Below are 25,120 nucleotides of genomic sequence, written 5' to 3'. Positions count from 1 at the left end.
ACACGGAGGCGGCGGTGCGCGAGCTGAGCGTGGTCGGGGTCCGGGTGGAGCTGCCCAGCAACCAGCCGATCGTGTTGCTGCGGGAGGTCGACGGCGACCGGTACCTTCCGATCTGGATCGGTGCGGTGGAGGCGACCGCGATCGCCTATGAGCAGCAGGGGGTCAAGCCGGCCCGGCCGTTGACCCACGACCTGTTGCGCGACATCCTGGCGGCGCTGAAGGCGCCGTTGAAGGCGGTCGAGATCACCGAACTGAAGGACAACGTCTTCTACGCCGATCTGCTGATCGGTGACAATCTGCGGGTGTCGGCCCGGCCGAGCGACTCGATCGCTCTGGCTCTGCGGGTGGGCGCGCCGATTCGTTGTGCCGACCAGGTGCTCACCGAGGCGGGTATCGTCATCCCCGACGAGCAGGAGGACGAGGTCGAGAAGTTCCGCGAGTTCCTCGACCAGGTGCGTCCCGAAGACTTCGCCGGCTGACGGCAGGACAGGCTTGAGGCTCGGGCCGCGCGTCGCTGGAGCGCGGCCTGAGCGCGGCCCCATCGACGTGCGCCGTTCGTCCGTTGGCGGCGTGTCGAGCGGTTACCTCCATGTTTCGGCCGTCATTGAGATATACGCTCGTGAAGTCCAGGTGAACCGGCACACCGCCTAGATTTCGATCATGGGCGCGGGGAGGTAGTCGCGTGCACGAGCAACCTCTTGAAGGCCCTTTCGTCGGCGAGGACGGCGAGGTCGGATACCGCGGCGTCACCGCCTGTCAGGCGGTCGGGATCAGCTATCGCCAGCTCGATTACTGGGCACGGACCACCCTGGTGGTCCCGAGCGTCCGGGACGCTTCCGGCTCTGGCACGTCTCGGCTCTACTCCTTCCGTGACCTGGTGGTTCTCAAGGTCGTCAAGCGTCTGCTGGACGCGGGCGTGTCGTTGCAGAACATCCGCCGGGCGATCGACACGCTGCGGTCGCGCGGGGTCGACGATCTGGCCGAGATCACGCTGATCTCGGACGGCACGACGGTGTACGAGTGCCGGTCGCCGGAGGAGGTCGTCGATCTGCTCCAGGGTGGACAGGGCGTGTTCGGCATCGCGATCGGCGGGGCGTTCAAGGAGATCCAGGGTTCGTTGTCGCATCTGCCGTCCGAGCCTGCCGGTGGTCCGCAGCCGGTCGGTGTCGACGTTCCGGCAGCGACCAGTGAGGGTGACGAGCTGGCGGCCCGCCGGGCCCGCCGTCGCGCGGGATAACGGCCGGAAACCGACCGCAATGGGGGCTACCTTCGTCAGGTGACCCAGCACAAGGCAGACAGCCACGATGTCATCCAGGTTCGCGGCGCCCGCGAGAACAACCTCCGCGACGTGTCGCTCGACGTACCGAAACGCCGTTTGACGGTTTTCACCGGTGTCTCCGGTTCGGGTAAGTCCTCGCTGGTCTTCGGCACCATCGCGGCCGAGTCCCAGCGGATGATCAATGAGACGTACTCGGCGTTCCTCCAGTCGTTCATGGGCAGTCCGGCCCGGCCGGACGTGGACGCCCTGCACAATCTGAGCGCCGCGATCGTGGTGGATCAGGAGCGGATGGGCGCCAACGCGCGGTCGACGCTCGGGACGGCCACCGACGCGTACACGATGTTGCGGATCATCTTCAGCCGGCTGGGTTCGCCGAGCGCGGGCAGCGCGCTGGCCTACTCGTTCAACGCCGAGGGCATGTGCCCGGGCTGCGAAGGCCTCGGCAAGGTCTCCACTCTCGACCTGGACCAGCTCGTCGACCGGTCGAAGTCGATCAACGAGGGTGCGATCACGGTCCCGAACTTCAGCGTCGACGGCTGGTACGTGCGCGGTTTCGCCGAGTCGGGGCTGTTCGACCCGGACAAGCCGATCAAGGAGTTCACCGAGCGGGAGCTGGACGACTTCCTCCACAAACCGGCGACCAAGGTCAAGGTCAACGGCATCAACACGACGTACGAGGGCTTGGTCGTCAAGGTGCAGCGGATGTATCTGACGAAGGACCGCGAGTCGGCGCAGCCGCACATCCGGGCGTTCATCGACCGGGCCGCCACGTTCGCCGCCTGCCCGGACTGTGGCGGCGCCCGGCTGAAGCCGGCCGTGCTGGAGTCGCGCATCGACGGGCGGAACATCGCCGAGTGCTCGGCCATGCAGGTCAGTGACCTGGCCGCGTTCCTGGCCGGGGTCACCGCGCCGTCGGTCGGGCCGGTCGTGGCGAACCTGCGGCAGACCCTGGACTCGCTGGTGGAGATCGGACTCGGCTATCTGTCTCTGGACCGGGAGTCGGCGACGCTGTCCGGCGGGGAGGCGCAGCGGGTCAAGATGGTGCGGCACCTGGGGTCCAGCCTGACCGACATCACCTACGTGTTCGACGAGCCGACCGTGGGCCTGCACCCGCACGACATCCAGCGGATGAACGGGCTGCTGCTGCGCCTGCGGGACAAGGGGAACACGGTCCTGGTGGTCGAGCACAAGCCGGAGACGATCGCGATCGCCGATCATGTGGTGGACATCGGGCCGGGGGCGGGGCCGGCCGGTGGGCGCATCCAGTTCGAGGGCACGGTGGCCGGGCTGCGCGCCTCGGACACGCTGACCGGGCGCTATCTCGGTCATCGCGTCGCACTGAAGCCCATCGTCAGGCAGCATGCCGGAAATATCCCCATTCGGGATGCTTCTACGCATAATCTGCGGAACGTTTCCGTGGACGTCCCCACCGGGGTACTGACCGTCGTGACGGGAGTGGCCGGCTCCGGGAAGAGCTCGCTGATCTACGGCTCCCTGCCGCAGCGCGACGGGGTCATCGTCGTCGACCAGTCCGCGATCCGTGGTTCCCGGCGCAGCAACCCGGCCACCTACACCGGCCTGCTCGACGCCGTCCGGGCCGCCTTCGCCAAAGCCAACGGCGTCAAGGCCGCGCTGTTCAGCGCCAACTCCGAGGGCGCCTGCCCGAACTGCAAGGGCATCGGCCTGGTCTACGTCGACCTGGCGATGATGGCCGGCGTCGCGGGCGTCTGCGAGGAGTGCGAGGGCAAGCGCTTCACCGCCGAGGTCCTCGAATACAAATTGCGCGGCCGCGACATCAGCGAGGTCCTGGCCATGCCGGTGAGCGAGGCCGCCGGCTTCTTCACCGAGAAGGCGGCCAAGGCGATCCTGGAACGCCTGGCCGCCGTCGGTCTCGGATACATCACCCTCGGCCAGCCGCTCAACACGTTGTCCGGCGGTGAGCGCCAGCGCCTCAAACTGGCCGTCCACATGGGCGCCGGCACCGCCACCTATCTGCTCGACGAACCCACCAGCGGCCTGCACCTGGCCGACGTCGACCAGTTGCTGGCCCTGCTGGACCGGCTCGTCGACGCCGGCAACACCGTCGTCGTCATCGAACATCACCTGGCGGTGATGGCCCACGCCGACTGGATCATCGACCTCGGCCCGGGCGCCGGCCACGACGGCGGTCAGGTCGTCTTCACCGGCACGCCGTCCGAGCTCATCACCGAGGCCGACACCGTGACCGCCCAGCACCTGCGCGAATACGTCGCCTGACCGGTGGGGCCGGGCCGTGGCGGCGGTCAGGCCCCCTGGTCGAGGAACGCCAGGGCGACGATGGGGAACAGCGGCGAGTCGACCAGGTTGTAGTGGGTGGTGCCGGGCAGGATCGCCAGCGCGTGACCACCCTTCGGCCGGCCGTCGCCCGTCCATCCGCCGTCGCGCAGGCCGCCGTCGAGCAGGTTGAAGATCTCCACGAAGTGGCTCGGCGGCACCATGTCGGCGTCGGCGCCCATGACCAGGGTGGGCACCCGCAGGCCGCGGACCTCGTCGGTCAGGTCGTAATCCTTCTGCATCGCCGCGCCGATCTTGTCGAGCAGGCGGGGGAAGTCCTCCGGGCGGGGCGCGATCTTCTGGTAGGACTGGTACATCGGGGTCTCCTTCATGAATTCGACCGCCGCGCCGGTCACCTGCCCCTGCTGTTCGAGGATCTCCGGATAGGTGGCGTCGCGCCGGATGCCGGCCGACGCCGACACCACCCTGCCGAGCTTCTCCGGGGCGATGATCGCCAGGTGCAGGGCGACCCCGCCGCCCATCGAGAAACCGACCACGTCCGGCTTGTCGAGGCCCAGGTGGTCGATGAGCGCGGCCACGTCCTGCGCCATCACCCGGAAGTCGAACGGGCGGTCCACATCGGCGGTGCGCCCGTGTCCCTGCAGGTCGACCAGGACGACCTGGCGGTGGGCGGTGAAGGCGGGCAGGACCGGGCCGAACATCTCGCCCGAGCCGAGGCCGCCGTGCAGCAGGATCAGCGGTTCGCCCTCGCCCTGGAGCTCGTAGTAGAGGTTGATGCCGTTGACGTCCGCGTAGCTCATGATCGCTCCTCTGTGTCGGTCTCTACGGGGTAGACCAGACCCGCGCCCGGAACTCATCGCTGCCGTCGGAGAAATTTCCGCGATAGGTTTCGGCGCGTGAGTGAAGTCGTCACCAATCCACCGATCGAGGCCGAGCTGGAGCGCTTCCGCCCCGAGCTGATCGGCTACTGCTACCGGATGATGGGCTCGGCCTTCGAGGCCGAGGACGCCGTCCAGGAGACCATGATCCGGGCGTGGCGCGGCCACGACTCGTTCGAGGGCCGCTCGTCGCTGCGGTCCTGGCTCTACCGGATCGCCACCAACGTGTGCCTCAACATGGCCGACAGCGCCCAGCGGCGGGTCCGGCCGATGGACCTCGGGCCGGCCGGCTCGGGGCACGCCACCAACCCGGGCGAGCCACGCCCCGAGCAGATCTGGCTCGGCCCGATCCCGGACGAGCGGGTCCTGCCGGAAGGCTCCGACCCGGCCCACCTGATCGCCGAACGCGAATCGATCCGCCTCGCGTTCGTGGCCGCGCTGCAGCACCTGCCGGCCCGGCAGCGGGCCGTGCTGATCCTGCGGGAGGTGCTGGCCTGGTCGGCGCAGGAGACCGCCGATCTGCTCGACACCTCGGTGCCCAGCGTCAACAGCGCCCTCCAGCGCGCCCGGGCCACCCTGTCGGCCGCCACGCCTTCGGCGGGCGACACCTACCGGCCTCTCGACCCCGGGCAACGCGAGCTCCTCGCCCGCTACGTCAAGGCCTTCGAGGCGTACGACCTGCGCGCCCTCACCACCCTGCTGCACTCCGACGCCACCCTGTCGATGCCGCCGGTGCCGCTGTGGCTGCGTGGCCACGACGACATCACCGCGTGGATGGCCGGCACCGGCAACGGCTGCCTGGGCTCCCGCCTGGTCCCCACGGTCGCCAACGGCCTGCCCGCGTTCGGTCAGTACCGGGCCAGCGCGACCGGGTCCGGGCACGACCCGTGGGCCCTGATCGTCCTGGAGATCTCAGACGGACGGATCGCGGGCGTCAACAACTTCCTCGACACCGCCCGCCTGTTCCCGCTCTTCGGTCTCCCGCCCCACCTGGGGCAGAACGGGCTCGAATAGCACATCGGTCAGCCCGAGCAGGCCGGTCAGCGTCAGCAGTTCGGGGCCGGCGCCCGCCACGTGCAGGCGCCGGCCGTGCCGCCGGGCGGTCAGCCGCAGCCGGGCCAGGGCCTCCACCAGCGCCACGTCCGCGGCCGGTGTCCCGGTCACCTCGCACACCACGATGCCGCCGGGGGTCCCGTGCAGCAGTTCGGCCAGGTCGGCGCAGAGGGCGGGAATGTCCGCCCGCGTCACCGCCCCCACCGCGAACCGGACCTCAGACCTCGTCATGGGGGGTAAGACCGTGCCGGGCCGCCGAACTCATCGGCGTGATCTTTCCTATTCCGTCGGATTCCGTACACGGGCGCCTGCCCGTGGCCCGTGCGGCGTCGGTCTAGGTTGGACACATGACGGTCGAATACATCCGGTATCGCATCACCGATGACACGGAGGCCTTCGAGCAGGCGTACGCCCGGGCCGCCCGGTTCCTGGCGCAGGCGCCGCAGTGCGCCGACTTCGAACTGAGCCGCTGCACCGACGAGCCGGCCGCCTACATCCTGCGGATCACCTGGACGTCGGCGGACGACCACCTCAAGGGGTTCCGCGGCGGCGACCTGTTCCCCGGATTCCTCGCCGAGATCCGCCCCTGGGTCTCCTCGATCGAGGAGATGCGCCATTACGAGCCCACCGCCGTGCGGGGCTCCGGCCACGCCACCCCGACCCTGTTCGAGTGGGCCGGTGGCGCCGAGGCGTTCGAGCGGCTGACCGGCCTGTTCTACCAGAAGGTCACGGCCGACGACGTGGTCGGCCCGCTCTTCGCCCACATGGACCCGGCCCACCCGCACTACGTCGCGATGTGGCTGGCCGAGGTGTTCGGCGGCCCGGCCCGCTACACCGAGCAGCGCGGCGGCTATGCGCACATGCTCGGCCACCATCTCGGCAAGTCGATCACCGAGGTGCAGCGCCGCCGCTGGGTGAGCCTGCTGGCCGACGCCGCCGACGAGGCCGGGCTGCCCGACGATCCGGAGTTCCGGGCCGCGTTCATGGGCTACATCGAGTGGGGCACCCGGCTGGCCCTGGGCAATTCCCAGCCCGGCGCTCTTCCGCCCGGCCGGGCCCCGGTGCCCCACTGGGGCTGGGGCGTCGCCCCGCCCTACCTGGGCTGACGCCCGGTCACCGCATGGTGAGGGCGGAGTAGTCGGCGGGAGCCTGCCGCGGCGCCGGGAGCGGCGCGGGGAACGGGTTCTCGACGACGATCGAGCGCTCCACGTTGATGGCGTGCCACAGGCAGAACATCGCGACCGTCCACACCTTGCGGGAGCGGTCGGCGCCGCCGGCCCGGTGCTCGGCGAGCAGGCCCCGCGCGTACTCCATGTCGAGGTACTCCCGGGCGCCGGAGGTGGCGAACAGGTTGTCCACCCAGTCGCCGATCGGGCCACGCAGCCACAACCGGGTCGGGGTCGGGAAGCCCAGCTTGCGGGCCTCCCGCACCGACTCGGGGACGATGCCCTTCATGGCCTGGCGCAGCGCGTGCTTGGTGGTCGTGGTGCCGGGCGGCAGTTTCAGGTCGGTGGGCAGGCCGGCCGCGGCCGCGTACACCTGCTGGTCGAGGAACGGCACCCGCAGCTCCAGGCTGTGCGCCATCGACATCCGGTCGGCCTTGGCCAGGATGTCGCCGGGCAGCCAGGTGTGCAGGTCGACGTACTGCATCGAGGCGACGTCGTCGACGTCGGCGGTCTCCGCGTACAGGTGCGCGGTGATCGCCGTGTGCGGCTGCGCGGTGAAACGCATCAGGTTGCCCTTCTCCTCGGGGGAGAAGATCCGGGCGTTGCCGTAATAGCGCTGCTCGATCGGAGTGGTGCCGCGCTCCAGGAACGAGCGGCCCCGCACCCCTTCGGGCAGCACGTCGGCCAGGTGCCGCAGGCCTCGCTTGACGCCGGGCGGCAGCTTGTCGACCCCGGCCAGCGACAGCGGCTCACGATAGATGGTGTAGCCGCCGAACAGCTCGTCGGAACCCTCACCGGACAGCACCACGGTCACGAACTGCGACGCGGTGCGGGCCAGGAAGTACAGCGGGATCAGCGACGGGTCGGCCACCGGGTCGTCGAGCAGCTGGATGATCCGCGGCAGGTGGGTGAGCACGTCCTCGTCGGTGACGACCGTCGGAGTCAGCCGGATGCCGAGCTGGTCGGCGGTGTCCTGGGCGATCTCGATCTCCGAGTAGCCCTGGGCCGCGAACCCGGCGGTGAAGGCGTGCAGGTCCGGCTTCTCCCGGGCGGCCAGTGCGGCGATGGCGGACGAGTCGACGCCGCTGGACAGGAACGTCCCGACCGGCACGTCGGCGTGCAGATGCTTGCGGACGCTGCCGGTCAGCGCGTCCTGGATCGCCTGGTACGCGGCCTCCGGCTGCATCCGCAGCGGCCGCAGCGACGGCCGGAACCAGCGGTGCATCCGCACTCCGCCACCCGGCGTCCAGACCAGACGGTGGCCCGGCGGCAGCCGCCGGATGTGCCGGTGCAGCGACATCGGGTCGGGGACGAACTGGAACGTCAGGTAGTGGGCCAGCGCCTCGGTGTCCAGCGCCGCGCCGGCCGGCGCCGCGAACGGGTCCAGGGCCTTGCGCTCACTGGCCAGGAACAGCCCGTCGGCGGTCTCCAGCACGTACATCGGCTTGATCCCGAAGGCGTCGCGGGCCGCGTGCAGGGTGCCGGTCGAGTGGTCGTACGCCACGAACGCGAACATGCCCCGCAGCCGCGGCAGCGCGGCCTCGCCCCAGTAGTGGAACGCCGCCGCCAGCACCTCGCTGTCGCCCTCGGTGGCGAACGTCGCATGGTGCTCGCGCATCAGCTCGGCCCGCAGCTCCTTGTAGTTGTAGATCTCGCCGTTGAACACCACCGTCCACCGGCCGCCGTAGCGCAGCGGCTGCACCGAGTGCTCCCGGTCGATGATCGCGAGACGGTTGAAGCCGAACGCGTACCCGTCGCCCTGCTCGATCTGCGTGTCGTCGGGTCCGCGGTGGTGCATGCTCGCCAGCGCGGCGGCGAAAGCCGCCGAGAAGTCGGCGTCCAACGGTCCGGCGTCAGGCCGGCTGCTGACGAAAGCGCTCAGGCCACACATCGAAGGTTCCTCCCTGGAATTGCAAGGAGCCGACCGTAGGCCGCGACCTGTGAAGAACCTGTGCGGAAGATGCTGCGATCGTGCGCGGCACGAATCCGGGATCCGATCTTCATCGGAATCTCACATTTCTTGGGTCCCTGGACAGGCTGAGCCAGAATGCGAACCGTGACCGCCCGCATTCTCGTAGCCGACGACGACCCCAAGCACGCCCAGCTGATCCGCTTGTACCTGGAGCGCGAAGGCCATCAGGTGCTCACTGTGGGTGATGGCCGCGCGGCTCTCGAACACACCCGGGCCCGTCGCCCTCACCTGGTCGTCCTGGACTGGATGATGCCCGAGGTCGACGGCCTCGACGTGTGCCGCATCCTGCGCGCCGACCCCGACGAGTCCCTGGCGAACGTGGGGATCCTGCTGGTCACCGCCCGCGCCGCGGAGAACGACATGCTCCTCGGCCTGGACATCGGCGCCGACGACTATCTGAGCAAACCGGTCAGCCCGCGCGAACTCACCGCGCGCATCCGCGCGCTGCTGCGCCGCACCCGCGGCAACGAGGCCTCCGACGTGCTGCGGGTCGGCGAGATCGAGGTCGACGCACCCCGCTTCGAGGTACGGGTGAACGGCAGCCCCGTCCGCCTCACCGCCAAGGAGTTCGGCATCCTGGAACTGCTCGCCCGGGAGCCCGGCCGGGTCTTCACCCGCGGCCAGATCCTGGACAAGACGTTCGGGTTCGAGAACGAGGTCTCCGAGCGCACCATCGACGCCCACGTCGTCAACCTGCGCCGCAAGATCGAGGTGAACCCGGCCGAGCCCCGGTACGTGCAGACCGTCTACGGCCGTGGCTACCGGATGGCCGAACAGTGAGTTTCCGCCTGCGGCTCTTCCTGCTCGTCCTGATCGTCGCCGGCACCGCGATCGGCGCGACCGCCTGGCTGACCATGAGCCTCACCTCCCGCGAGGTGACCCGTGTCGACCATGCCCGCGATCGGCACCAGGCCGAGATCGTCACGGCCGTCCGCAAGTTCGGTGTGCTCAACGGCCAGTGGAACGGCGTCGACGGGGTGGTCGGCGACCTGGCCGCCAGCACCGGCCTGCACATCCGGGTGGAGACCCGCGACGGCGTGGTGCTGACCGACTCCGACCACATCGACAAGCGGGCGGCCGGGCCGGTGCAGATGCTGCCAGCCGAGGTCGACCCGATGCCGCAGTTGGAGCCGGGCATCATCGAGGCCGCCCGGAAACTGAGCACCCTGGGGCAGTCGAAGGCGCCCAGCATCCTCTTCAACGAGCTGTCGGAGCGCCCTCCGGTCCGGCCCCGGCCGGACCTGCCGGAGGACCTGTTCGGGGTCGTGCCGTCCCCCTACGACCTGGATCTGCGGGGGCTGTTCCAGGTCGCGCAGTACCGGGCCGCGCTGTCCGCGGTCCGCTGCATGGCCGCCCACGGCGCCGGGCCGCCGGAGCTGGCCACGGCCTTCCCGCCCTACATCGACCGGGAGCGGCGCGAGGCGCAGCCGGAGTGCGTGCGAGGCGGCGTCGCCGAGGTCCTGAAAGACACCTTCTGGCTGGACATGGCGTGGACCCAGCTCGCCGAGTGCGACGCCGCCGCCGAGGCCTACAGCCAGTGCCTCACGATCGGGTTCTCACAGGCGGCGGCGAGCACGTCGGCCGTACCCGTGCAGATCTTCTTCGGCGCTCGGGAGGGCGGCGACCTGGCCAACCTCCAGCGGCCCGCGATGCTCGGCGCCGCCGCCCTGCTGCTGGCCGCCGCCGTCGGGACCGCGCTCATCGCCCGGCGGGTGAGCCGGCCGGTGCGGCTGCTCACCGGCGCCTCCCTGCAACTGGCGGCCGGCCGCCTGGACGTGCGGGTGCCGACCCACGGCCAGGACGAGCTGGCCCGGCTGTCCGGGGCGTTCAACGCCATGGCCGAGGCCCTGCAACGCAGCGAGGAACGCCAGCGGCGGCTGGTCGCCGACGTCGCCCACGAGCTGCGGACGCCGCTGTCGAACCTGCGCGGATATCTGGAGGGCCTGGCCGACGGGGTGGTCGAACCGTCCCCCGAGCTGTTCGCGTCCCTGCACGAGGAGACCCTGCTGCAGCGGCGCATCCTCGACGACCTGCAGGTTCTGGCGCTCGCCGAGGCCGGTGAACTCGGCTACGACCCGATAGCGCTCGACCTGTCCGAACTGACCGAGGCGGCCGCCACCGCGCACCGGGTGGTCGCCACCAACGCCGGGATCGACGTGGTCGTGGACGCCCCCGCCCCGGTCGAGGTGTGCGCCGACCCGGACCGGATGCGGCAGGTGCTGGGCAACCTGATGAGCAACGCCATCCGCTACACCGACGCCGGCGGACGGGTCGAGCTCAAGGTCGGCCGCGAGGGACCCGACGCGATCCTCACCGTCCACGACACCGGCGTCGGCATGAACTCCGAGGAGGTGGCCCGGGTCTTCGACCGGTTCTGGCGCGCCGACCCGGCCCGGCAGCGCGCCACCGGCGGCTCCGGGCTGGGGCTGACCATCGTCCGGCGGATCGTCGCCGACCTGGGCGGTGACGTCTCCGCCACCAGCGAGCCGGGCCTCGGCACCACGTTCACCGTCCGGCTGCCCGCGGTCACCGACATCCGCAGCATCCTGAACCGCTGAACCGCGCGACCCGGCCGGCCGGGTCTAGACCGCCGCCGGCCCGCCGGCCCGGGCGGCTATCTCCAGGGCGGCGCGGCGTGGGTCGCCACCCCACCGGCGCGGGAACGCGTCGACCAGCCGCCAGCCGGCCCGGTGCAGCGCCGACTGCCGGGCGAGATGCGCCTGGGGGCCGTCCGGGTGCACCCCGCACAGCACGCCGACCGCCGACTCCGGCGGCCCCGCGCACAGATCCAGCCGCCACGAGCCGACGGCGTAGTCCGGCCGCGACTCGACGCCGAGCCGGCCCAGCTCGGCGTGTAGGCGAGCCGCCCACCCGGAGGGCTCCGGGCGTTGTTCCCGCGGCTTTCCCGGCGCCGCCGCGTAGGCCAGGTAGTCGCCGAGCAGCCCGTCCGGGGCGCTGAGGGAACTGAGCACCACCATCCGCCGCCGCGCCCGCGTGATCATCACGTTGAACAACTGCGCGTCGGCGACGAAACGGCGCCGCCCGGCCGCGTCGCCGTCCACCAGACCGAGCGACACCACCACCGCGTCGGCCTCGCTGCCCTGGAAAGCGTGCACCGTGCCGACCCGCAGGCCCAGCTCCTCGATCCGCTCCGGCGGGAACGCCGCCACCAGCGCCGACTCGAGGGCGTCGGCCTGCGCCCGGAACGGCGTGATCACCCCGATGCCGCGGAGGCCGGCCGCCGCGAGGTCCTCCACCGCGGCCACCGCGGCGGCGACCTCGGCCGCGTTCACCCCGTCGGCGAGCGAGGCGCCGGAAACCCGCACCACATCGATCGCGTCCACCGCGTCGGCGGCCGGGGTACGGGTCACCACCGCGATCCGGCCGTCGTAGAACCGGCGAGCCGAGAACCCGATCAGATGCGGCACGCTGCGGTGGTGCTCGGTCAGCCAGGTCACCGGCGCCGCCGAGGCGGCCAGGTCGAACGCGCTCACCCGGCGCACGTCCAGCCGGTCGTCGGCGCCGTGCCGGGCCAGCACCTCACCCACCCCGGCGTCACTGACGAACGACACGAACCGCAGCTGCCGCGGATCACCGACCATCAGCGCCCGCCGCGCCCGGGCCAGCACCGGCGCCGCCCGGATCTGGTCCACATGCGACGCCTCGTCGATCACCACCAGATCGAACAGGCCCGGCGCGGCCGGCAGCAGATCCTCCACCTCCGCAACCGTGCCGATCCACAGCGGCAACGCCCGCACCAGCGGCGGCGCGTCCAGCCTGGCCAGCAACTCCCGGCGCCGGTTACGGCCCGCACGCAACGCTGTGGCCAGCGCGGACGCGGCCCGGCGGGCGTCGGCGTCCCATCGCTGCGCGCTCCGGGCGGCATGGCGCATCGCGGTCCCGGCGGCCTCACCCAACGCGGCCTCGGCATCGTGCAGAGCCGTCCAGCGCGGCGTCAGGTCACCGCCGCCGGTCACCGCCAGCCGGGCCGCGGCACGCCGCGCGGTCGCCGCCGCGATCGCTTCGACAACCCTTTCCCTCGGTACGCCCGGCCGCGCCCCCAGCTCACGCAAGAGGCGCCTGCGCGCTGACGCCGCACGCCACCGGGACCACCAGCCCTGCTGTGCGGCCGGGTCGCCGAGCCCGTCCAGCGGCGAACCCGTCCCGGCCGCCGGATCACCGGGCCGGGTCGAGGGCGACGGGTCACCGAGGAGGCGGGCGGCCCGCTCCAAGTCCACCCCGTCGCCGAAAGCGCCCGGCACGTCCGCGGCCAGGCCGGCCAGCAGCGGCTCCCAGGCGGGCAGCCCCGCCGCCAGTTGTTCGGCCCGCAGGACGCCCGCCAGTTCGGCACGCGTGGCCCGTACCAGCTGATGAAGGTGATCGACAGCCTGCCGGTCGGCGCGCAGCTGCCGTGAGCCGACACCTCGCGCCGCGCCCGCCGCGAGGTCCGCCGCCAGGCCGGCGCGGCTGTCCGCGTTGCCGAACAGGACCGGCTCCGGCCCCGGATAGCGGGCCAGCAGCCCGGCCAGCACCTCGGCGGCGTGCGGCGACTGGGTCGCGATCAGCACCGAACCGTCCCGGTGCACCACCTCGAGCGCCGCCGCGACGACGGTGTGGCTCTTGCCGTTGCCCGGCGGGCCGGAGACCACGGTGACCGGCGCGGTCCGGGCCTGCGCCACCACGGCCGCCTGCGCCTCGCTCAACGGCAGCGGCGAGATGACCGGTTCGCTCCGCTGTTCGGCCGGCTCCGCCGCGGGGCCGTAGATCGCGGCCAGCGCCGTCGCCGACAGGTCCCGGCTCGCCCAGCTCCGCAGACTGTCGCCGAGGCCACCGCCGAAGACGTCGCGGGTGACGAACAGCGCCGCACCCGCCACCAGCACCAGACGGTCGGCGGGAAACCGGCCGCCCGGCTCGGTCATCGCGTCGAAGGTCAGGCCGGTGGCCTCGGCCGCCGACGCCAGCCACGCCCGGCTGCCGGTCGCCCGCAACCAGCCCGGCGTGGCAAGCCCGGGTGCGTTCTCCAGCGCCGCCGCCAGGTCGCGGTCGGCGATCAGCGGGGTCACCTCGACATCCCCGGCCGGGACCACCCGGTAACCGGTCAGCGTGCGGTCCAGGTGCACCGGCTGGCTCAGCAGCGGCACCCGGACCTTGCGCGGCCGGCCGTCGATCTCGGCACGGCCGGCCAGGAAACCCCAGCCCCGGTGCAGGATCCGTTCCTCCCGGTGCAGCGCGTCCAGCGCGGCCAGCCGGTCGGCGTCCTTCCGCGGCGCCCGGTCGGCGTCGGCGAGCCAGACCAGCGGCTGCGAACCCTGGGTGACGTCCAGGACCCGGTCCCCGCCGGCCGGCGCCAGCTCGGCGAGGACCGCGAGCACGGCCGGCGGCAGCATCGCGCCGCCCACTCCGGAAGTCATCGCGCTGCTCAGTGCGGGCCCACCGCCGTCACCGTGATCGCCGCGCTGCCGATCTCGTCCGACTCGGCCAGGTCGACGGTCGCCTCGATGCCCCAGTCGTGGTCGCCGGCCGGGTCCTCGAAGACCTGCCGCACCGTCCACACCTCCGCGCCCTGGTCGATGTGCAGGAACGACGGGCCGCGCGCCGACGAGCCGGTGCCCAGTTCGTCGTACTCCTCGTAGTACTCTCCGATCGCCTTCTGCCAGCGCTCCGAGGTCCACCCGTGCTCGGCGTCCATCTCGCCCAGCAGGTCCCAGCGGCGCAACGCGGCCAGCTCCACCCGCCGGAACATGGCGTTGCGCACCAGCACCCGGAACGCGCGGGCGTTACGGGTGACCGCCGGCGGCTTGTCGTCCAGCCGCGCCTCGGTGATCTCGGCGCCCGGGTTCTGCAGCCGCGCCCACTCGTCGAGCAGGCTGGAGTCGACCTGCCGCACCAGCTCGCCGAGCCACTCGATCAGGTCGGTCAGCTCCTCGGTGCGGGCGTCCTCCGGGACCGTCTGCCGCAACGCCCGGTAGGCGTCGGCCAGATAGCGCAGCACGAGGCCCTCGGACCGGGACAGGCCGTAGAACGAGACGTACTCGGTGAACGTCATGGCCCGCTCGTACATGTCGCGGACCACCGACTTCGGCTTCAGCTCGTAGTCGGCGACCCACGGGTGGCCGCGCCGGTACGTCTCGTACGCCGCGTCCAGCAGCTCCTTCAACGGCTGCGGCCAGGTCACATCCTCCAGGAGCTGCATGCGCTCCTCATACTCGATGCCCTCGGCCTTCATCGCGTTGATCGCCTCGCCGCGCGCCTTCTTCCGCTGCTCCGACACGATCTGCCGGGGGTCCTCCAGCGTCGACTCGATCACCGACACCACATCGAGCGGGTACTCCGGCGCCTCCCGGTCCAGCAGCTCCAGGCTGGCCAGGGCGAACGGCGACAGCGCCTGGTTCAGCGCGAAGTCCAGCTGAAGATCCTCGACGAGCCGGTACGTGCCGGTGTCGCTTCGCTCGATGACGCCGCCGGCGATCAGGGCGCGGGCGATACCGACCGCCCGGCGGATGTGCTTGCGCTGCGCCGGGCGCTCCTCGTGGTTCTCGGTGAGCAGATGCTTCATCGCCGGGTACGGGTCACCGGGCCGGTTCATCACGTTCAGCAGCATCGCGTGACTGACCTGGAACGACGACGTCAGCGGCTCCGGCTCGGCCTCGACCAGGCGGTCGAACGTGGGCCGGCCCCAGCCGATCTGCCCCTCCGGCGGCTTCTTCCGGACCACCTTGCGGCGCTTCTTCGGGTCGTCGCCGGCCTTCGTCAGCATCCGCTCGTTGTCGATCACATGCTCCGGCGCCTGCACGATCACGGTGCCGATGGTGTCGTAACCGGCCCGGCCCGCGCGGCCCGCGATCTGGTGGAACTCACGGGCCTTCAGCAGGCGCGTCTTCACACCGTCATACTTCGACAGGCCGGTGAACAGGACCGTGCGGATCGGCACGTTGATACCGACGCCCAGAGTGTCCGTGCCGCAGATGACCTTCAGCAGGCCGGCCTGCGCCAGCGTCTCCACCAGGCGGCGGTACTTCGGCAGCATGCCCGCGTGGTGCACCCCGATGCCGTGCCGGACCAGCCGCGACAGCGTCCGCCCGAAGCCCGCCGTGAACCGGAAGTTGCCGATCGCCGCGGCGATCGCGTCCTTCTCCGCCCGCGTGCTCATGTTGATGCTCATCAGCGCCTGGGCCCGCTCCAGCGCCGCCATCTGCGTGAAGTGCACGATGTAGACCGGCGCCTGCTTGGTGTTCAGCAGTTCCTCGATCGTCTCGTGCAGCGGCGTCATCGCGTACTCGAAGATCAGCGGAACGGGCCGGTCCACGCTGCTGACCACCGCGGTGTCCCGCCCGGTCCGCTTCGACAGATCGTCCACGAACCGGGTCGTGTCACCCAGTGTCGCCGACATCAGGATGAACTGCGCCTGCGGCAGCTCGATCAGCGGCACCTGCCACGCCCAGCCCCGGTCCGGCTCGGCATAGAAGTGGAACTCGTCCATCACGACCTGGCCGACGTCGGCGTCCGCGCCCTCACGCAACGCCAGGTTCGCCAGGATCTCCGCGGTGCAGCAGATGATCGGGGCGTCGGCGTTCACGCTCGCGTCACCGGTCAGCATGCCCACGTTCTGCGCGCCGAAGGTCGCGCACAGGGCGAAGAACTTCTCACTCACCAGCGCCTTGATCGGCGCCGTGTAGAAGGTGGTCCGGTTGCTCGCCAGCGCGGCGAAGTGCGCGCCGGTCGCGACCAGGCTCTTACCGGAGCCGGTCGGCGTGTTCAGGATGACGTTGGCGCCGGTCGCGACCTCGATCAGCGCCTCCTCCTGATGCGGGTACAGGGTCAGGCCCTGCTCCGTCACCCACGATTGAAAGGCGTCGAAGACAGCGTCAGGTTCGGGGGAGCCCGGGATGCGATCGGTCAGCGTCATGATCGGTCAAGTGTGTCAGCTCGACCCGAACGCGGCGTACAGGGGACCGGCGATACCGCCGGCCAGAGTCACGAAGGCGGCGACCACGGCGATGATCGCTACGATTCTGCGCATGGGCCGCACTCTGCCCGCCCACGGTTGCGGCGACGGTTGCGATCGGGTTGTAGCACGACCGGACCCGCGGCGGGATCGCCGACAACCCGGCCTCTGACCCGCCGGCCGACGTGGGACATCACCGGCCTCCGCTGACGTCGCGGACTCTGCTGAGATCCTCATCGGCATAGGTCTGACCGCCCTGCACCACCCGCGCCGCCGCCGCGCCGAGCCCAGCGGCGAGGCCGGTGGCGTCGAGCGTGTGACGGGCGAGAAGCTCGTTGAAGATGGGGGTGTCGGCGCCGGACGCCGCGGGCGCGCCGGCACCGGCGATCCCTTCGAGCGACGCCGGGTCGACGGGCAGTCGATCAGTCATGGTTCTAGCCTTTCCGAGACGGACTCCCGGATGTACCCGCCACCGCTCGCACCGGTTCAACCACACACCGAGAATTCTTCACAACCCACCGTCACGCTCCGTCCAGGCACGTGCAGCTGCCGGGTGCGGTCTAAGGCGGCTCACGCACCGCGCTCGGTCCGGTGGCGGAATTGACCAGGTAGTGCCGTTACCGGCATCGCGTCAGCGGAGAAGGAAGCGGCGCTGGCGGACGCGATCGATAGCGGCCCCGGTCGACAACTCCACTCGGTGCTCCGGGTTGACGTGATAGTGGCACAGCGTGTGGTAGACGACCGCCGGGTCGTCGGCGAGCCACATCCCTCTGATCGCCATCGACGGCAGAAGCAGATCCTTGCGAGCCTTGACCCGAGTGGGCAGGGCGAAGGTCACGTCCACCGTGTCCGACGCCGTCGGCAGGACGAGGATGAGCGGTGATTCTCCGGCCTTCGCGGCCGCGACGTCGGTGACCGAGCTCCAGGGAAGGCGGTGGGTGAATCCCGGGCCGTGGTGCTCGAGCCCGTCCGGGGTGAGCCGGAGCCAGCCGAGCCCGCCGTAGAACAGCCGTACCAGTGCCCAGCTGAACAGTAAGGCGGCGGCCGACGCGAGGACCGCCACGACGATGCTCACCGGCCCATCGCCGGCGGACCAGAAGCTCAGGCCGCCGAGCAGCAGTGCCAGCACCATCAGCACCAGGAAGCTCGCCGCCCAGTAGTAGGTCCATCCGGAATAGCGGAACAGCACGCCACCAGCGGCCGGTTCGGGCGAGGCGTTCCGCCGACGCGGTCGCCACCACATGCGCACACACAGACCAATGAGATGGCCGAGGAAGACGGCCCCGGCCCCGAGCCCGAGCGCGCCGATGAGGTCGCCGTCCACCGCGGCGAGAACCGCGTAGATCGTGGCCGCCGCAGTCAGAAGCGTCATCGACACGACCGCGAACTTGAGCCCGCCTCCCGGGCCCGCCCCTTTCCAGGGGGATTCCTCGGACATCGTGATCCCCCTAAAAGATCTTGTTCCAGAGTTTCTGAGCGTCGTCCCCGACCTCACCGACGGCCCGGCCGACAACGGCCTGCCCGTCGTTGAAGGCGTCTTTCACTCCTTCCGGCAGCCGGTCGTACACGGCGTCCGTGATACCGCTCCCGACCAGGCCGCCGACGACACCTCCGACCGCCACGCCGACCACGGTGCCGACCGGGCCGGCACCCATCGTCCCGGCGAGGCCACCGGCGGCCATGCCGCCGAGGATCGATCCGCCAATGCTGGCCACGCCGGACGCGATCGCTTTCACCGCCGGCTTGCCGTGCTGGATGTCGTACCCGACGCCGGCTGCCGTGATCGCGTATCCGATGAGGGGCACCTTCTTGGCGAAGCGCATGCTGAGCGAGGTGGCTCTGGCCTCGGCGGCCTTAGCTTCAAGGGTCTGCTCGGAGAGCAGCTTGACGAGTGACTTGGAGTGGGGAGACCCACCCTGTGATTTCAGGTAGTGCCCCTCTAGCTTCTTGACCTGCTCCAGGGTCGCCGCGGCGTTCTTGTTGAGGATGTCGATGTGCTGCTTGAGGAAGCCGCCGTAGACCCCGTTGGTCATGTCGCCGCTGGCGAAGAACCATTTCTGTGTCACATCGTCGTAGATGTTCTTGCCGACGTCGGCGAGGAACCGGACCCCGGCGTTTCCTTTGCGGGCCTCGCCTTCGGCCAGGATGTAGGCGTCCACCTGCCGCTGGTGGGCGGCGACCGCATCGGTGTGCGCGGTGAGTATCGCCGGGGTCGCCGCAGCGTCCGGAGCGGTCGGCACGGTGCCCGGCTCGCCGATCATGAAGCCGTCGACAGCCAGGCCGCCGTTCGCCGCGATCTCCCTGGCGTTGGCCATGTGCTGCTGCGCGACGGCGAGCTGGTTCGCGTACTCGGTGAGGTTGTTCGCGGTCCGTTCGATGCCGGCGCGCAATTCGCCGGCAGCGGTCGCGTTCGTGGCCATCCGGTCCTGAAAGGCGGTGCCGGCGGCGCCCAGCCAGCCGCCGGCGGCGCTGGAGCGGGCGGAGTTCATGGCGGCGACCCCGGCGCCGACCTCGAACGCCAGCTGGTCGCGCAGCCAGCGGGCGGTGGCGTGCACCTGCTCCGGCCGGCCGTCGAGTCGGGTGTCGATCGGCATCAGGACGCCCCGCGAATGCTCTGTCCCGATGCGGCGTCCTCGCGGGCGTACATCTGGTTGGCCTCGGTGACCCGGGATCCGGCCGTGCGAAGGTCGCCGGCGAGTTGCGCGGCGTTGCCGCACAGTCGGGCGAGCACGCCGGTGATGAGCCCGGTGGCGAGTCCCGCGTCCGGTGGCGGGGGAGCGGATTTGCCGGTCGCGTCGACGTTGGCTCCCGCTCGTGTCAGCTGATCGGCGATGGCGTCGAGCATGGCCGGGTCGACGTCCAGACGATCGCTCATGACGGCTCTCCCTCCGCGTTCCGCCGCAGATGCTCGGGTATACGCACATCGAGCAAGATCAGTTCGAAGCCGGTCGCTTCCTGGATTCTCTCCAGTTCGGTGGAGGGCTGAGCGGTCCACGGCTGGCCCTCGCCGCAGCAGTCGACGAGACGATCCAGGGCCGAGTAGACCAGCAGCGCCACCTGCCCGGCCTGGGTGCGGCGCAGGTCCACGGTCAGGTCGGTGTCGCCCGGCTGGACCGGCGAGCACGGCACGTAGACGTACGGCGGCAGGCTGGCCTCGGCGGTCATCGCGGTCTCCGATCATCCGGCTGCGACCCCGGACGCTACTGTCCGTCACCCTCAAAGATCCCGATGAGTCCTTGATCTGACCACCGGACGTGCGAAGCCCGGCCGAGGGGCTCCCGGCCGGGCTGAGGGGGTGGGGTGTCAGATGAGCCAGCGGTTCGCGCGGACGATCGGCAGCCTCGCCCACCGGCGGCCCAGGCCCCAGGTGTGGCCGGCGTAGGTCACCGCCAGCACCGCCGCCGCGAGACCGTAGATCACGTGGTAGTCGACGAGCGGGTTGCTGGACCGCGTCGCCTCGCCGCCGCTGGTCTGCCGCGCGGGCGGCCACTCGGCGATCCACATGAACGCCATCATCAGGCCGGCGGCGACCGCGGCGGCCCGCAGACCGATGCCGAGGATCAGCGCGACGCCGACCCCGAGCGGGCCCAGCATGAACAGCCGGTCCGCCCAGGCGGCGCCGGCGATGGCGCGGAAGGCGTCCTGGAACGGCCCGACCTCGACCCCCGAGAGGAACCCCCTGGTCGGCGATCCTCCGTTGATCCAGGCCCGCTCGCCCGGAGTCGAGTAGCCGAGGCCGAAAGCCTCGTCCAGAAAGGCCCAGAGAAAGATGAGACCGGTGCTGATCCGCAGCACCGCCAGCACCCGGGCGGCAGTGCGGCCGAGCGGCGAGCCGGGCGCCTCGACGTGCTCCGACGGGGCGATGTTCGTGCGGCCGACGGTGGCCATCAGATCCTCTCTCAGGCGTTTCCCTCACCGCTGACTCTCCGCCTGCGCCGCCGTGAGCGACCGTGCCGAAAACCCCCTCCTTCGCTCGCGGAGGACCCGCCCGGATCGGGACCTAAGACCTTCGATCGCGTACGGCTGCCCGACCGGCGATCCGTGGCCGCCGCGCGAGGTGGACGCCACCGCGGAGCCTGGAGCGTCTTCCCGGGCGGAGGTCCGTCCCGCACCTCGGGCCACCGGCGGTCGACAGCGGCGACCCAGGCCGGCAGTCATCGGCGAAGGGCTGCCCGCCGGTGTGTCGAAAAGGATCTTTTGGACTTCGCCTGTCGATCATTGCTGTGGGTGACGAAGATGTCACACGGGAGTGCTGAGGAGGAGGTGTTGCCGATGGTGGTTCTGCTGGTGGCGACCCTGGGCCTGATCGTCGCCGCGGCGCTGGCCTTCTGGCCCGCCCGGGAGGATCGCGGCGGAACCGGGGAGAGCGGCCTTCCGGGGACCGGCGGCCACGCCCCGCCGTCGTTGCCCACCAGTCTCGAGGGTGTCCTCGCCGGCCAGTTGGTCGGCGGTGAGATCTCCCGGTCGCAGTACCTGCGGGCTCTGGAGCAGATCGCCGCCCGCGACGAGCAACGGCACCCTCTCGACGTCCCCTGGGACGCCCGTCCTTGATCCCGCGTCCCCCGGTGGAGAATGCCGCTACGGGGTAGACATCGGGGCGACGAGGAGGCCACATGGCGGAGATCGTGCTGATCCGGCACGGGCAGACGGAGTGGAGTGCCAATGGCAGGCACACGTCGTACACCGATCTGCCGTTGACCGTGGAGGGTGAGCGGCAGGCGCGTGCCGCCGGTGAGCGGATCGCCGGTCGCGTGTTCGCGGCCGTTCTCGCCAGCCCCCGCAGGCGGGCCCTGCACACCGCGGAGCTGGCCGGGCTCGCGGTCACCGAGGTGACCGAGGATCTGGCCGAGTGGAACTACGGCGACTACGAGGGCATCACCACGCCCGAGATCCGTTCCGGGCGGCCCGGCTGGTCGCTGTGGACCGACGGCTGCCCCGGCGGCGAGTCGCCCGAGCAGACGGGTGAACGCCTGGACCGGGTGCTCGACCGGGCCCGTGGGTTCCTCGCCGACGGCGACGTGGCCCTGGTCGGGCACGGGCACTGCCTGCGGGTGGCCGGCGCCCGCTGGATCGGGTTGCCCCCGGCCGCTGGTGGCCTGCTCAAGCTCGACACCGCGACCTATTCGGCGCTGGGCTTCGAGCACGGCGACGACCCGGTGCTGACCACCTGGAACGCGCCCGCCTGAGGGCCGCCGCTGCCAACGAACGCACAGGATACGCACATGGTGACGCACAGCCCCGGGGCGAATCGTGGAGGTCACACGAGGGATCAGTGAAGGGACACCACCATGCTTGTGCAGATCGAACCGGACACGGACCACCGGAACGCGCCCGCCGCCCACCCCGTGGTGGCCGTTCTGGGCGCGCGGAGCCGGGTCGCCGGCCTGCCGCAGCACCTGCCGTCCGGCTGGGAGACGCGGCTGGTGCCCGGCCTCGACGCCGTCCGGCCGGGCGAGCTGGTGGTGCTCAGCGGCGCGACCGTGCCCGACGTGCGGCTGGCCCGGTCGGTGCTGCCCGCGGTCACCCGGATCATCGCTCTGATCGACGACTGGGCCGCGGCCGAACTGGTCTCGGGCGTCCTCACGGCGGGCGCCGACGTGTGCGTGCGCGGTGGCCACCCGGGCATCCTCGCCGGCCACCTGGTCGCCTGCCGCCGCCGTCAACTCGCCGAGCGCTGGGCGGACCTCGACCTTCCCCGGGAATGATCAGGCGGCCGGACGCTCACGGGGTTCGTCAGCGGGCGGTGAGCAGACGCGCCATCTCGGTGCGGGAGCGCACGCCCAGGCGGGCGAAGACGTTGCGCAGGTGATGGTCCACGGTGCGCGGGCTCAGGTGCATCTCCTGAGCCACCTCCCGATTGGTGGCGCCGCCGGCCACCAGCGAGGCGATGCGTTCCTGCTGGGCGGTGAGCGCCGGCCCGGCCGGCGCCGGCGCCTCGACGCGCTCGCCGGCGGCCCGCAGCTCCCGGACGCTCTGGGCCGCCCACGGGCCGGCGTCCAGTGACTGGAACGTCTCGGCGGCCCGCCGCAGGTGGGTGCGCGCCTCCACGTTGCGCCGCCGACGCCGCAGCAGCCGCCCGTAAAGCAACTCGGTGTGCGCCCGTGGGAACCCGGCTTCCCCGTCGTGGCCGAGCGCCGCGTCGAAATGCCCGGCCGCCGCCTCGCCGTCGTCGGCGCGCAGCGCCCGGCAGCGGTCCCGCAGCGCGAGCCAACCGGGCTGCCCGGTGTGGCCGGCCCACCGGTCGAACGCGATCGCCACCGGCTCCACCGCCGCCCGTGCCCCGGTCTGCGCGGCGGCTTCCAGCAGGTGCGGCACCACCGCGACCCGCAGCAGCGCCGTACCGGGGCCCGGCGGCCCGGCGACCACGGCCAGCAGACGTTCGGCGGCGGCCGGGCGGCGGCCGTCGACCAGGTCGAGCAGCGCCAGAGCCCATTCGCACAGCGGCCGGGACGGGCCGTCGCCGGCGGACGCGATCCGGTGCAGCGCGGTGTCCCGGTCGCCGACCAGGGCGGCCAGCACGGCGAGGACCGCCAGGTGGGCACCGGCCAGCACGGGCTGGCCGGTGCCGCGGGCGACGGCCGCGCCGTCCAGGGCGGCCTCCCCGGCCGCGGTGTAGTCGCCGGACGCCATCGCGGCCAGGGCGGCGAGTTCCAGGGCTTGCGGCACGAGCACGGACGCGCCGGACTCGCGGGCCAGCACCGCGGCGCGGCCGGCCAGGGCGGCGGCGCGGCGGGCGTCGCCGGTCAGGATGCCGGCGGTCGCCGCCCGCAGCAGGGGTCCCGGTTCGGCGACCCGGTCGGCCAGCGCGACGGCCTGCCGCAACGGGGCGAACGAGCCCGGCTCGTCGTGGGCGGCGATGCGGGCCAGTCCGGCGACGTGGTGGAAGGTGAGCGCCACGGCCGGCGGCTCGTCCCCGCGCTGTTCGGCGGCCACCCGGCGGGCCAGGGCCGCGTACCGGTCCTGCTCATCGGGCCGGCAGGCGGCCTCCCCGGCCAGAGCCAGGGCTTCCAGGGCGGTGCCGGGGTCGCTCTCGGCGAGTTCGGCGGCCACGTCCAGCAGCATGTCGCGGGCGCCGGGACGGCCCTCGGACAGGCTCATCTCGGCGGTCAGGCCTCGGGCGCGGACCCGGGCCGTGCCCCCGGCCGCCGGGATCCTCCGGATCAGCATGCCGGCCTGGTGCGGGCGTCCGGCCAGCCACGCCGACCGGGCCGCGTCCAGGAACAGTCCGGCCTGCTCGGCGGGGGTGGGGCAGAGGCCGGCCGCGTACCGTCGCGCCTGTGTCGCCACCGCCGGATCGGCGGTCCGCGCGGCCCGCGCCAGGTCCCGGGCGAGCGCCGCGTCCGGGCCGGCGGTCGCGGCGGCGCGATGCAGCAGCGCGGGCAGGCGTGCGCCGCGCGCCTCCAGGACGGCGGCGAGCGCGGCGTGCGCCGACCGGCGGCGGGCGACCGGCATGGCGGTGTACGCGACCGCGCGCATCAGCGGCCCCCGGAACCGGACGCCCGCCGGTGTGACGGTGACCAGTCCCGTCCGTTCGGCCGCCGCGAAGTCATCGAGCCCCCACGATCCGGCCCCGGCGTCGGTGTCGCGGGAGGCTTCGGGCGTCCATGGTTCCGGCACGCCGTGTTCGGCGGCGGCCAGCAGTGTGCCCGGGGCGGTGTCCGGGGCCGCGGCCGCGAGCAGCAGCACTTCGCGGGTTCGCGCGGGCAGAGCCTCCAGGTCGGCGGCGAGGCGGCGGCGCAGAGGGCTGGCCGGCGGCAGCGACTCCGGCGGGGGCGCGTAACCGCGGCGCTGTTCCGGCGTGAGCGCCGCGGCCAGGTCGATCAGGGCGGCGGGGTTCCCGGCGGCGATCTCGGCGAGCGTGCCGGCGACGTCCTCGGCCAGGTCCGGGGCGTGGGCGGCGAGGAGTAGCCGGGCGGCCGCCGGGTCGAGCGGGGCGAGCCGGTGGACGGGCAGGCCGGGCGGTTCGGCGCCGGCCGGGAACGCGGCGACGATCGCGAACCGTTCACCGCCGAGGCGCCGGACGGCGAACACGATCGCCCGCCACGAGACCGGGTCGAGCAGGTGGGCGTCGTCGAGCAGGCACAGCACCGGGCGGGTGCGGGTGGCCGTACGCAGAAGGGACAGGGCGGCGAGACCGGCCGCGAGCGGATCTCCGGGGTCGCCGTCGCCGGCCCGTGAGAGCGCCTCGCGTGTCGCGGGCGCGAGCTCGGCGAGCCGGTCGCCGAGAGGTGCGAGCAGGGCTTGCAGGCCCGCGTACGGAAGATCGCGCTCGTCGGCGTAGCCGGAGGCGGTCAGGACCGTCCAGCCGGTTCGTCCGGTGAGGGCACGCAGCAGGGCGGTGCGGCCCTCGCCGGGACCGGCCGAGAGGACCAGGGCGCCGCCACGACCGGATGCGGCCGCCGAGGTCAGGCGGTCGATCTCGGCCAGGGCGGCGTCACGCCCGGCGAGCCCAAGTTTCTGCACTGCCGGTGCATCAATCATGCGGCGAGTGTTCCCCGCCCCGGACTCGGGCGGAAGACCATTTCGGTAAATGAAATTTCCAAGATGTTGCGA

22 protein-coding genes are annotated in these 25,120 nt (G+C 71.9%); 10 read left to right on the top strand and 12 right to left on the bottom strand.

The genetic code is table 11. The annotated features are described in order from the left end of the window. Nucleotides 1-14 precede the first annotated feature (14 nt). The 3 genes from QLQ12_RS15295 (at nucleotide 15) to QLQ12_RS15285 (ending at nucleotide 3,535) form a co-directional block, all read left to right on the top strand. Entirely contained in the window at nucleotides 15-479 is a 465-nt protein-coding gene (locus QLQ12_RS15295) for a bifunctional nuclease family protein (protein WP_092540989.1), read from the top strand. A 203-nt stretch (nucleotides 480-682) separates the two neighbouring features. Continuing rightward, a complete protein-coding gene (locus tag QLQ12_RS15290; protein WP_282760478.1) occupies nucleotides 683-1,237 on the top strand; it encodes a MerR family transcriptional regulator in 555 nt (184 codons plus the stop codon). A gap of 39 nt (nucleotides 1,238-1,276) precedes the next feature. Further along, nucleotides 1,277-3,535: an excinuclease ABC subunit UvrA gene (locus tag QLQ12_RS15285; RefSeq protein ID WP_282760477.1), complete on the top strand. Its 2,259-nt coding sequence runs from the start codon at nucleotides 1,277-1,279 to the stop codon at nucleotides 3,533-3,535. Nucleotides 3,536-3,561: 26 nt separating this feature from the next. Here the strand turns inward: QLQ12_RS15285 and QLQ12_RS15280 are convergent, their stop codons facing one another. Then, nucleotides 3,562-4,353, bottom strand: coding sequence for an alpha/beta fold hydrolase (locus tag QLQ12_RS15280; protein ID WP_282760474.1), 792 nt, complete (start codon nucleotides 4,351-4,353; stop codon nucleotides 3,562-3,564). A 96-nt stretch (nucleotides 4,354-4,449) separates the two neighbouring features. Here QLQ12_RS15280 and QLQ12_RS15275 point away from each other — a divergent pair, with 96 nt between their 5' ends. Beyond that, a complete protein-coding gene (locus tag QLQ12_RS15275) occupies nucleotides 4,450-5,445 on the top strand; it encodes a sigma-70 family RNA polymerase sigma factor (protein ID WP_282760473.1) in 996 nt (331 codons plus the stop codon). Here QLQ12_RS15275 and QLQ12_RS15270 read toward each other — a convergent pair. Then, on the bottom strand, nucleotides 5,344-5,715 hold the full coding sequence (locus QLQ12_RS15270) for an STAS domain-containing protein (RefSeq protein ID WP_282760471.1): 372 nt from the start codon (nucleotides 5,713-5,715) through the stop codon (nucleotides 5,344-5,346). The two genes, QLQ12_RS15275 and QLQ12_RS15270, sit on opposite strands and share 102 nt — an antisense overlap. 116 nt (nucleotides 5,716-5,831) lie before the next feature. Here QLQ12_RS15270 and QLQ12_RS15265 point away from each other — a divergent pair, with 116 nt between their 5' ends. After that, nucleotides 5,832-6,590 carry a globin domain-containing protein gene (locus QLQ12_RS15265; protein WP_282760469.1) on the top strand — a complete coding sequence of 253 codons (759 nt, stop codon included), beginning with the start codon at nucleotides 5,832-5,834 and terminating at the stop codon, nucleotides 6,588-6,590. Between the two features lie 7 nt (nucleotides 6,591-6,597). On the opposite strand, the gene asnB is transcribed toward QLQ12_RS15265, so the two are convergent. Next, a complete protein-coding gene (gene asnB / locus QLQ12_RS15260; protein ID WP_282760467.1) occupies nucleotides 6,598-8,541 on the bottom strand; it encodes an asparagine synthase (glutamine-hydrolyzing) in 1,944 nt (647 codons plus the stop codon). Between the two features lie 156 nt (nucleotides 8,542-8,697). On the opposite strand from asnB, the gene QLQ12_RS15255 reads away from it, so the two are divergent. Together QLQ12_RS15255 and QLQ12_RS15250 are read left to right on the top strand one after the other, a co-directional pair. After that, the gene (locus QLQ12_RS15255) at nucleotides 8,698-9,402 is read left to right on the top strand and encodes a response regulator transcription factor (protein WP_282760466.1); all 705 of its coding nucleotides are present in this window, start codon (nucleotides 8,698-8,700) and stop codon (nucleotides 9,400-9,402) included. Further along, complete coding sequence (locus QLQ12_RS15250) at nucleotides 9,399-11,180, top strand: sensor histidine kinase (RefSeq protein ID WP_282760464.1); 1,782 nt, start codon at nucleotides 9,399-9,401, stop codon at nucleotides 11,178-11,180. The genes QLQ12_RS15255 and QLQ12_RS15250 overlap by 4 nt, the downstream gene beginning before the upstream one ends. Before the next feature lie 24 nt (nucleotides 11,181-11,204). Here QLQ12_RS15250 and QLQ12_RS15245 read toward each other — a convergent pair whose 3' ends face one another. From QLQ12_RS15245 to QLQ12_RS15210, 8 genes are all read right to left on the bottom strand, one after another. Then, the gene (locus QLQ12_RS15245; protein ID WP_282760462.1) at nucleotides 11,205-14,033 is read right to left on the bottom strand and encodes an AAA domain-containing protein; all 2,829 of its coding nucleotides are present in this window, start codon (nucleotides 14,031-14,033) and stop codon (nucleotides 11,205-11,207) included. Between the two features lie 8 nt (nucleotides 14,034-14,041). Continuing rightward, nucleotides 14,042-16,528 carry a DEAD/DEAH box helicase gene (locus QLQ12_RS15240; RefSeq protein WP_282760460.1) on the bottom strand — a complete coding sequence of 829 codons (2,487 nt, stop codon included), beginning with the start codon at nucleotides 16,526-16,528 and terminating at the stop codon, nucleotides 14,042-14,044. 232 nt (nucleotides 16,529-16,760) lie between these two features. Further along, a complete protein-coding gene (locus QLQ12_RS15235; protein ID WP_282760458.1) occupies nucleotides 16,761-16,997 on the bottom strand; it encodes a hypothetical protein in 237 nt (78 codons plus the stop codon). Nucleotides 16,998-17,198: 201 nt separating this feature from the next. Beyond that, nucleotides 17,199-17,939, bottom strand: coding sequence for a hypothetical protein (locus QLQ12_RS15230; RefSeq protein ID WP_282760456.1), 741 nt, complete (start codon nucleotides 17,937-17,939; stop codon nucleotides 17,199-17,201). 76 nt (nucleotides 17,940-18,015) lie between these two features. Then, on the bottom strand, nucleotides 18,016-19,161 hold the full coding sequence (locus QLQ12_RS15225) for a hypothetical protein (RefSeq protein ID WP_282760455.1): 1,146 nt from the start codon (nucleotides 19,159-19,161) through the stop codon (nucleotides 18,016-18,018). Beyond that, entirely contained in the window at nucleotides 19,161-19,442 is a 282-nt protein-coding gene (locus QLQ12_RS15220) for a hypothetical protein (protein WP_282760454.1), read from the bottom strand. The genes QLQ12_RS15225 and QLQ12_RS15220 overlap by 1 nt, the downstream gene beginning before the upstream one ends. Continuing rightward, nucleotides 19,439-19,732, bottom strand: coding sequence for an SAV_915 family protein (locus tag QLQ12_RS15215; RefSeq protein WP_282760453.1), 294 nt, complete (start codon nucleotides 19,730-19,732; stop codon nucleotides 19,439-19,441). Before QLQ12_RS15215 ends, QLQ12_RS15220 begins: the two co-directional genes overlap by 4 nt. Before the next feature lie 138 nt (nucleotides 19,733-19,870). Continuing rightward, nucleotides 19,871-20,455: a hypothetical protein gene (locus tag QLQ12_RS15210; RefSeq protein WP_282760452.1), complete on the bottom strand. Its 585-nt coding sequence runs from the start codon at nucleotides 20,453-20,455 to the stop codon at nucleotides 19,871-19,873. A 384-nt stretch (nucleotides 20,456-20,839) separates the two neighbouring features. Here QLQ12_RS15210 and QLQ12_RS15205 point away from each other — a divergent pair, with 384 nt between their 5' ends. The 3 genes from QLQ12_RS15205 to QLQ12_RS15195 all read left to right on the top strand — a co-directional run bounded on the left by QLQ12_RS15205 (nucleotide 20,840) and on the right by QLQ12_RS15195 (nucleotide 22,272). Continuing rightward, a complete protein-coding gene (locus QLQ12_RS15205; RefSeq protein WP_282760451.1) occupies nucleotides 20,840-21,118 on the top strand; it encodes a hypothetical protein in 279 nt (92 codons plus the stop codon). Nucleotides 21,119-21,180: 62 nt separating this feature from the next. Beyond that, on the top strand, nucleotides 21,181-21,753 hold the full coding sequence (locus tag QLQ12_RS15200) for a histidine phosphatase family protein (RefSeq protein ID WP_282760449.1): 573 nt from the start codon (nucleotides 21,181-21,183) through the stop codon (nucleotides 21,751-21,753). Nucleotides 21,754-21,855: 102 nt separating this feature from the next. Continuing rightward, nucleotides 21,856-22,272, top strand: a complete 417-nt coding sequence (locus tag QLQ12_RS15195; protein ID WP_282760447.1) for a hypothetical protein — start codon at nucleotides 21,856-21,858, stop codon at nucleotides 22,270-22,272. 28 nt (nucleotides 22,273-22,300) lie between these two features. Here the strand turns inward: QLQ12_RS15195 and QLQ12_RS15190 are convergent, their stop codons facing one another. After that, nucleotides 22,301-25,048 (bottom strand): helix-turn-helix transcriptional regulator, encoded by a 2,748-nt coding sequence (locus QLQ12_RS15190; protein WP_282760445.1) that lies wholly within the window; start codon nucleotides 25,046-25,048, stop codon nucleotides 22,301-22,303. Between the last annotated feature and the right edge of the window lie 72 nt (nucleotides 25,049-25,120).

Origin of the sequence: Actinoplanes sandaracinus, from assembly GCF_030009775.1 — a bacterium.
In the GTDB taxonomy this organism is placed as follows: Bacteria; Actinomycetota; Actinomycetes; order Mycobacteriales; family Micromonosporaceae; genus Actinoplanes; species Actinoplanes sandaracinus.
The sequence above is the reverse complement of the archived record's forward strand: the minus strand, read 5'-3'. Positions and strand labels throughout refer to the sequence as shown.

Bases quoted from the DNA above. Each gene is read 5' to 3' on its own strand.
- QLQ12_RS15245 (WP_282760462.1), bottom strand. From the start codon at position 14,033: ATGACTTCCGGAGTGGGCGGCGCGATGCTGCCGCCGGCCGTGCTCGCG.
- QLQ12_RS15195 (WP_282760447.1), top strand. From the start codon at position 21,856: ATGCTTGTGCAGATCGAACCGGACACGGACCACCGGAACGCGCCCGCC.
- QLQ12_RS15270 (WP_282760471.1), bottom strand. From the start codon at position 5,715: ATGACGAGGTCTGAGGTCCGGTTCGCGGTGGGGGCGGTGACGCGGGCG.
- QLQ12_RS15280 (WP_282760474.1), bottom strand. From the start codon at position 4,353: ATGAGCTACGCGGACGTCAACGGCATCAACCTCTACTACGAGCTCCAG.
- QLQ12_RS15205 (WP_282760451.1), top strand. From the start codon at position 20,840: ATGGTGGTTCTGCTGGTGGCGACCCTGGGCCTGATCGTCGCCGCGGCG.
- asnB (WP_282760467.1), bottom strand. From the start codon at position 8,541: ATGTGTGGCCTGAGCGCTTTCGTCAGCAGCCGGCCTGACGCCGGACCG.
- QLQ12_RS15230 (WP_282760456.1), bottom strand. From the start codon at position 17,939: ATGACGCTTCTGACTGCGGCGGCCACGATCTACGCGGTTCTCGCCGCG.
- QLQ12_RS15235 (WP_282760458.1), bottom strand. From the start codon at position 16,997: ATGACTGATCGACTGCCCGTCGACCCGGCGTCGCTCGAAGGGATCGCC.
- QLQ12_RS15240 (WP_282760460.1), bottom strand. From the start codon at position 16,528: ATGACGCTGACCGATCGCATCCCGGGCTCCCCCGAACCTGACGCTGTC.
- QLQ12_RS15200 (WP_282760449.1), top strand. From the start codon at position 21,181: ATGGCGGAGATCGTGCTGATCCGGCACGGGCAGACGGAGTGGAGTGCC.
- QLQ12_RS15215 (WP_282760453.1), bottom strand. From the start codon at position 19,732: ATGACCGCCGAGGCCAGCCTGCCGCCGTACGTCTACGTGCCGTGCTCG.
- QLQ12_RS15255 (WP_282760466.1), top strand. From the start codon at position 8,698: ATGCGAACCGTGACCGCCCGCATTCTCGTAGCCGACGACGACCCCAAG.
- QLQ12_RS15190 (WP_282760445.1), bottom strand. From the start codon at position 25,048: ATGATTGATGCACCGGCAGTGCAGAAACTTGGGCTCGCCGGGCGTGAC.
- QLQ12_RS15220 (WP_282760454.1), bottom strand. From the start codon at position 19,442: ATGAGCGATCGTCTGGACGTCGACCCGGCCATGCTCGACGCCATCGCC.
- QLQ12_RS15265 (WP_282760469.1), top strand. From the start codon at position 5,832: ATGACGGTCGAATACATCCGGTATCGCATCACCGATGACACGGAGGCC.
- QLQ12_RS15225 (WP_282760455.1), bottom strand. From the start codon at position 19,161: ATGCCGATCGACACCCGACTCGACGGCCGGCCGGAGCAGGTGCACGCC.
- QLQ12_RS15210 (WP_282760452.1), bottom strand. From the start codon at position 20,455: ATGGCCACCGTCGGCCGCACGAACATCGCCCCGTCGGAGCACGTCGAG.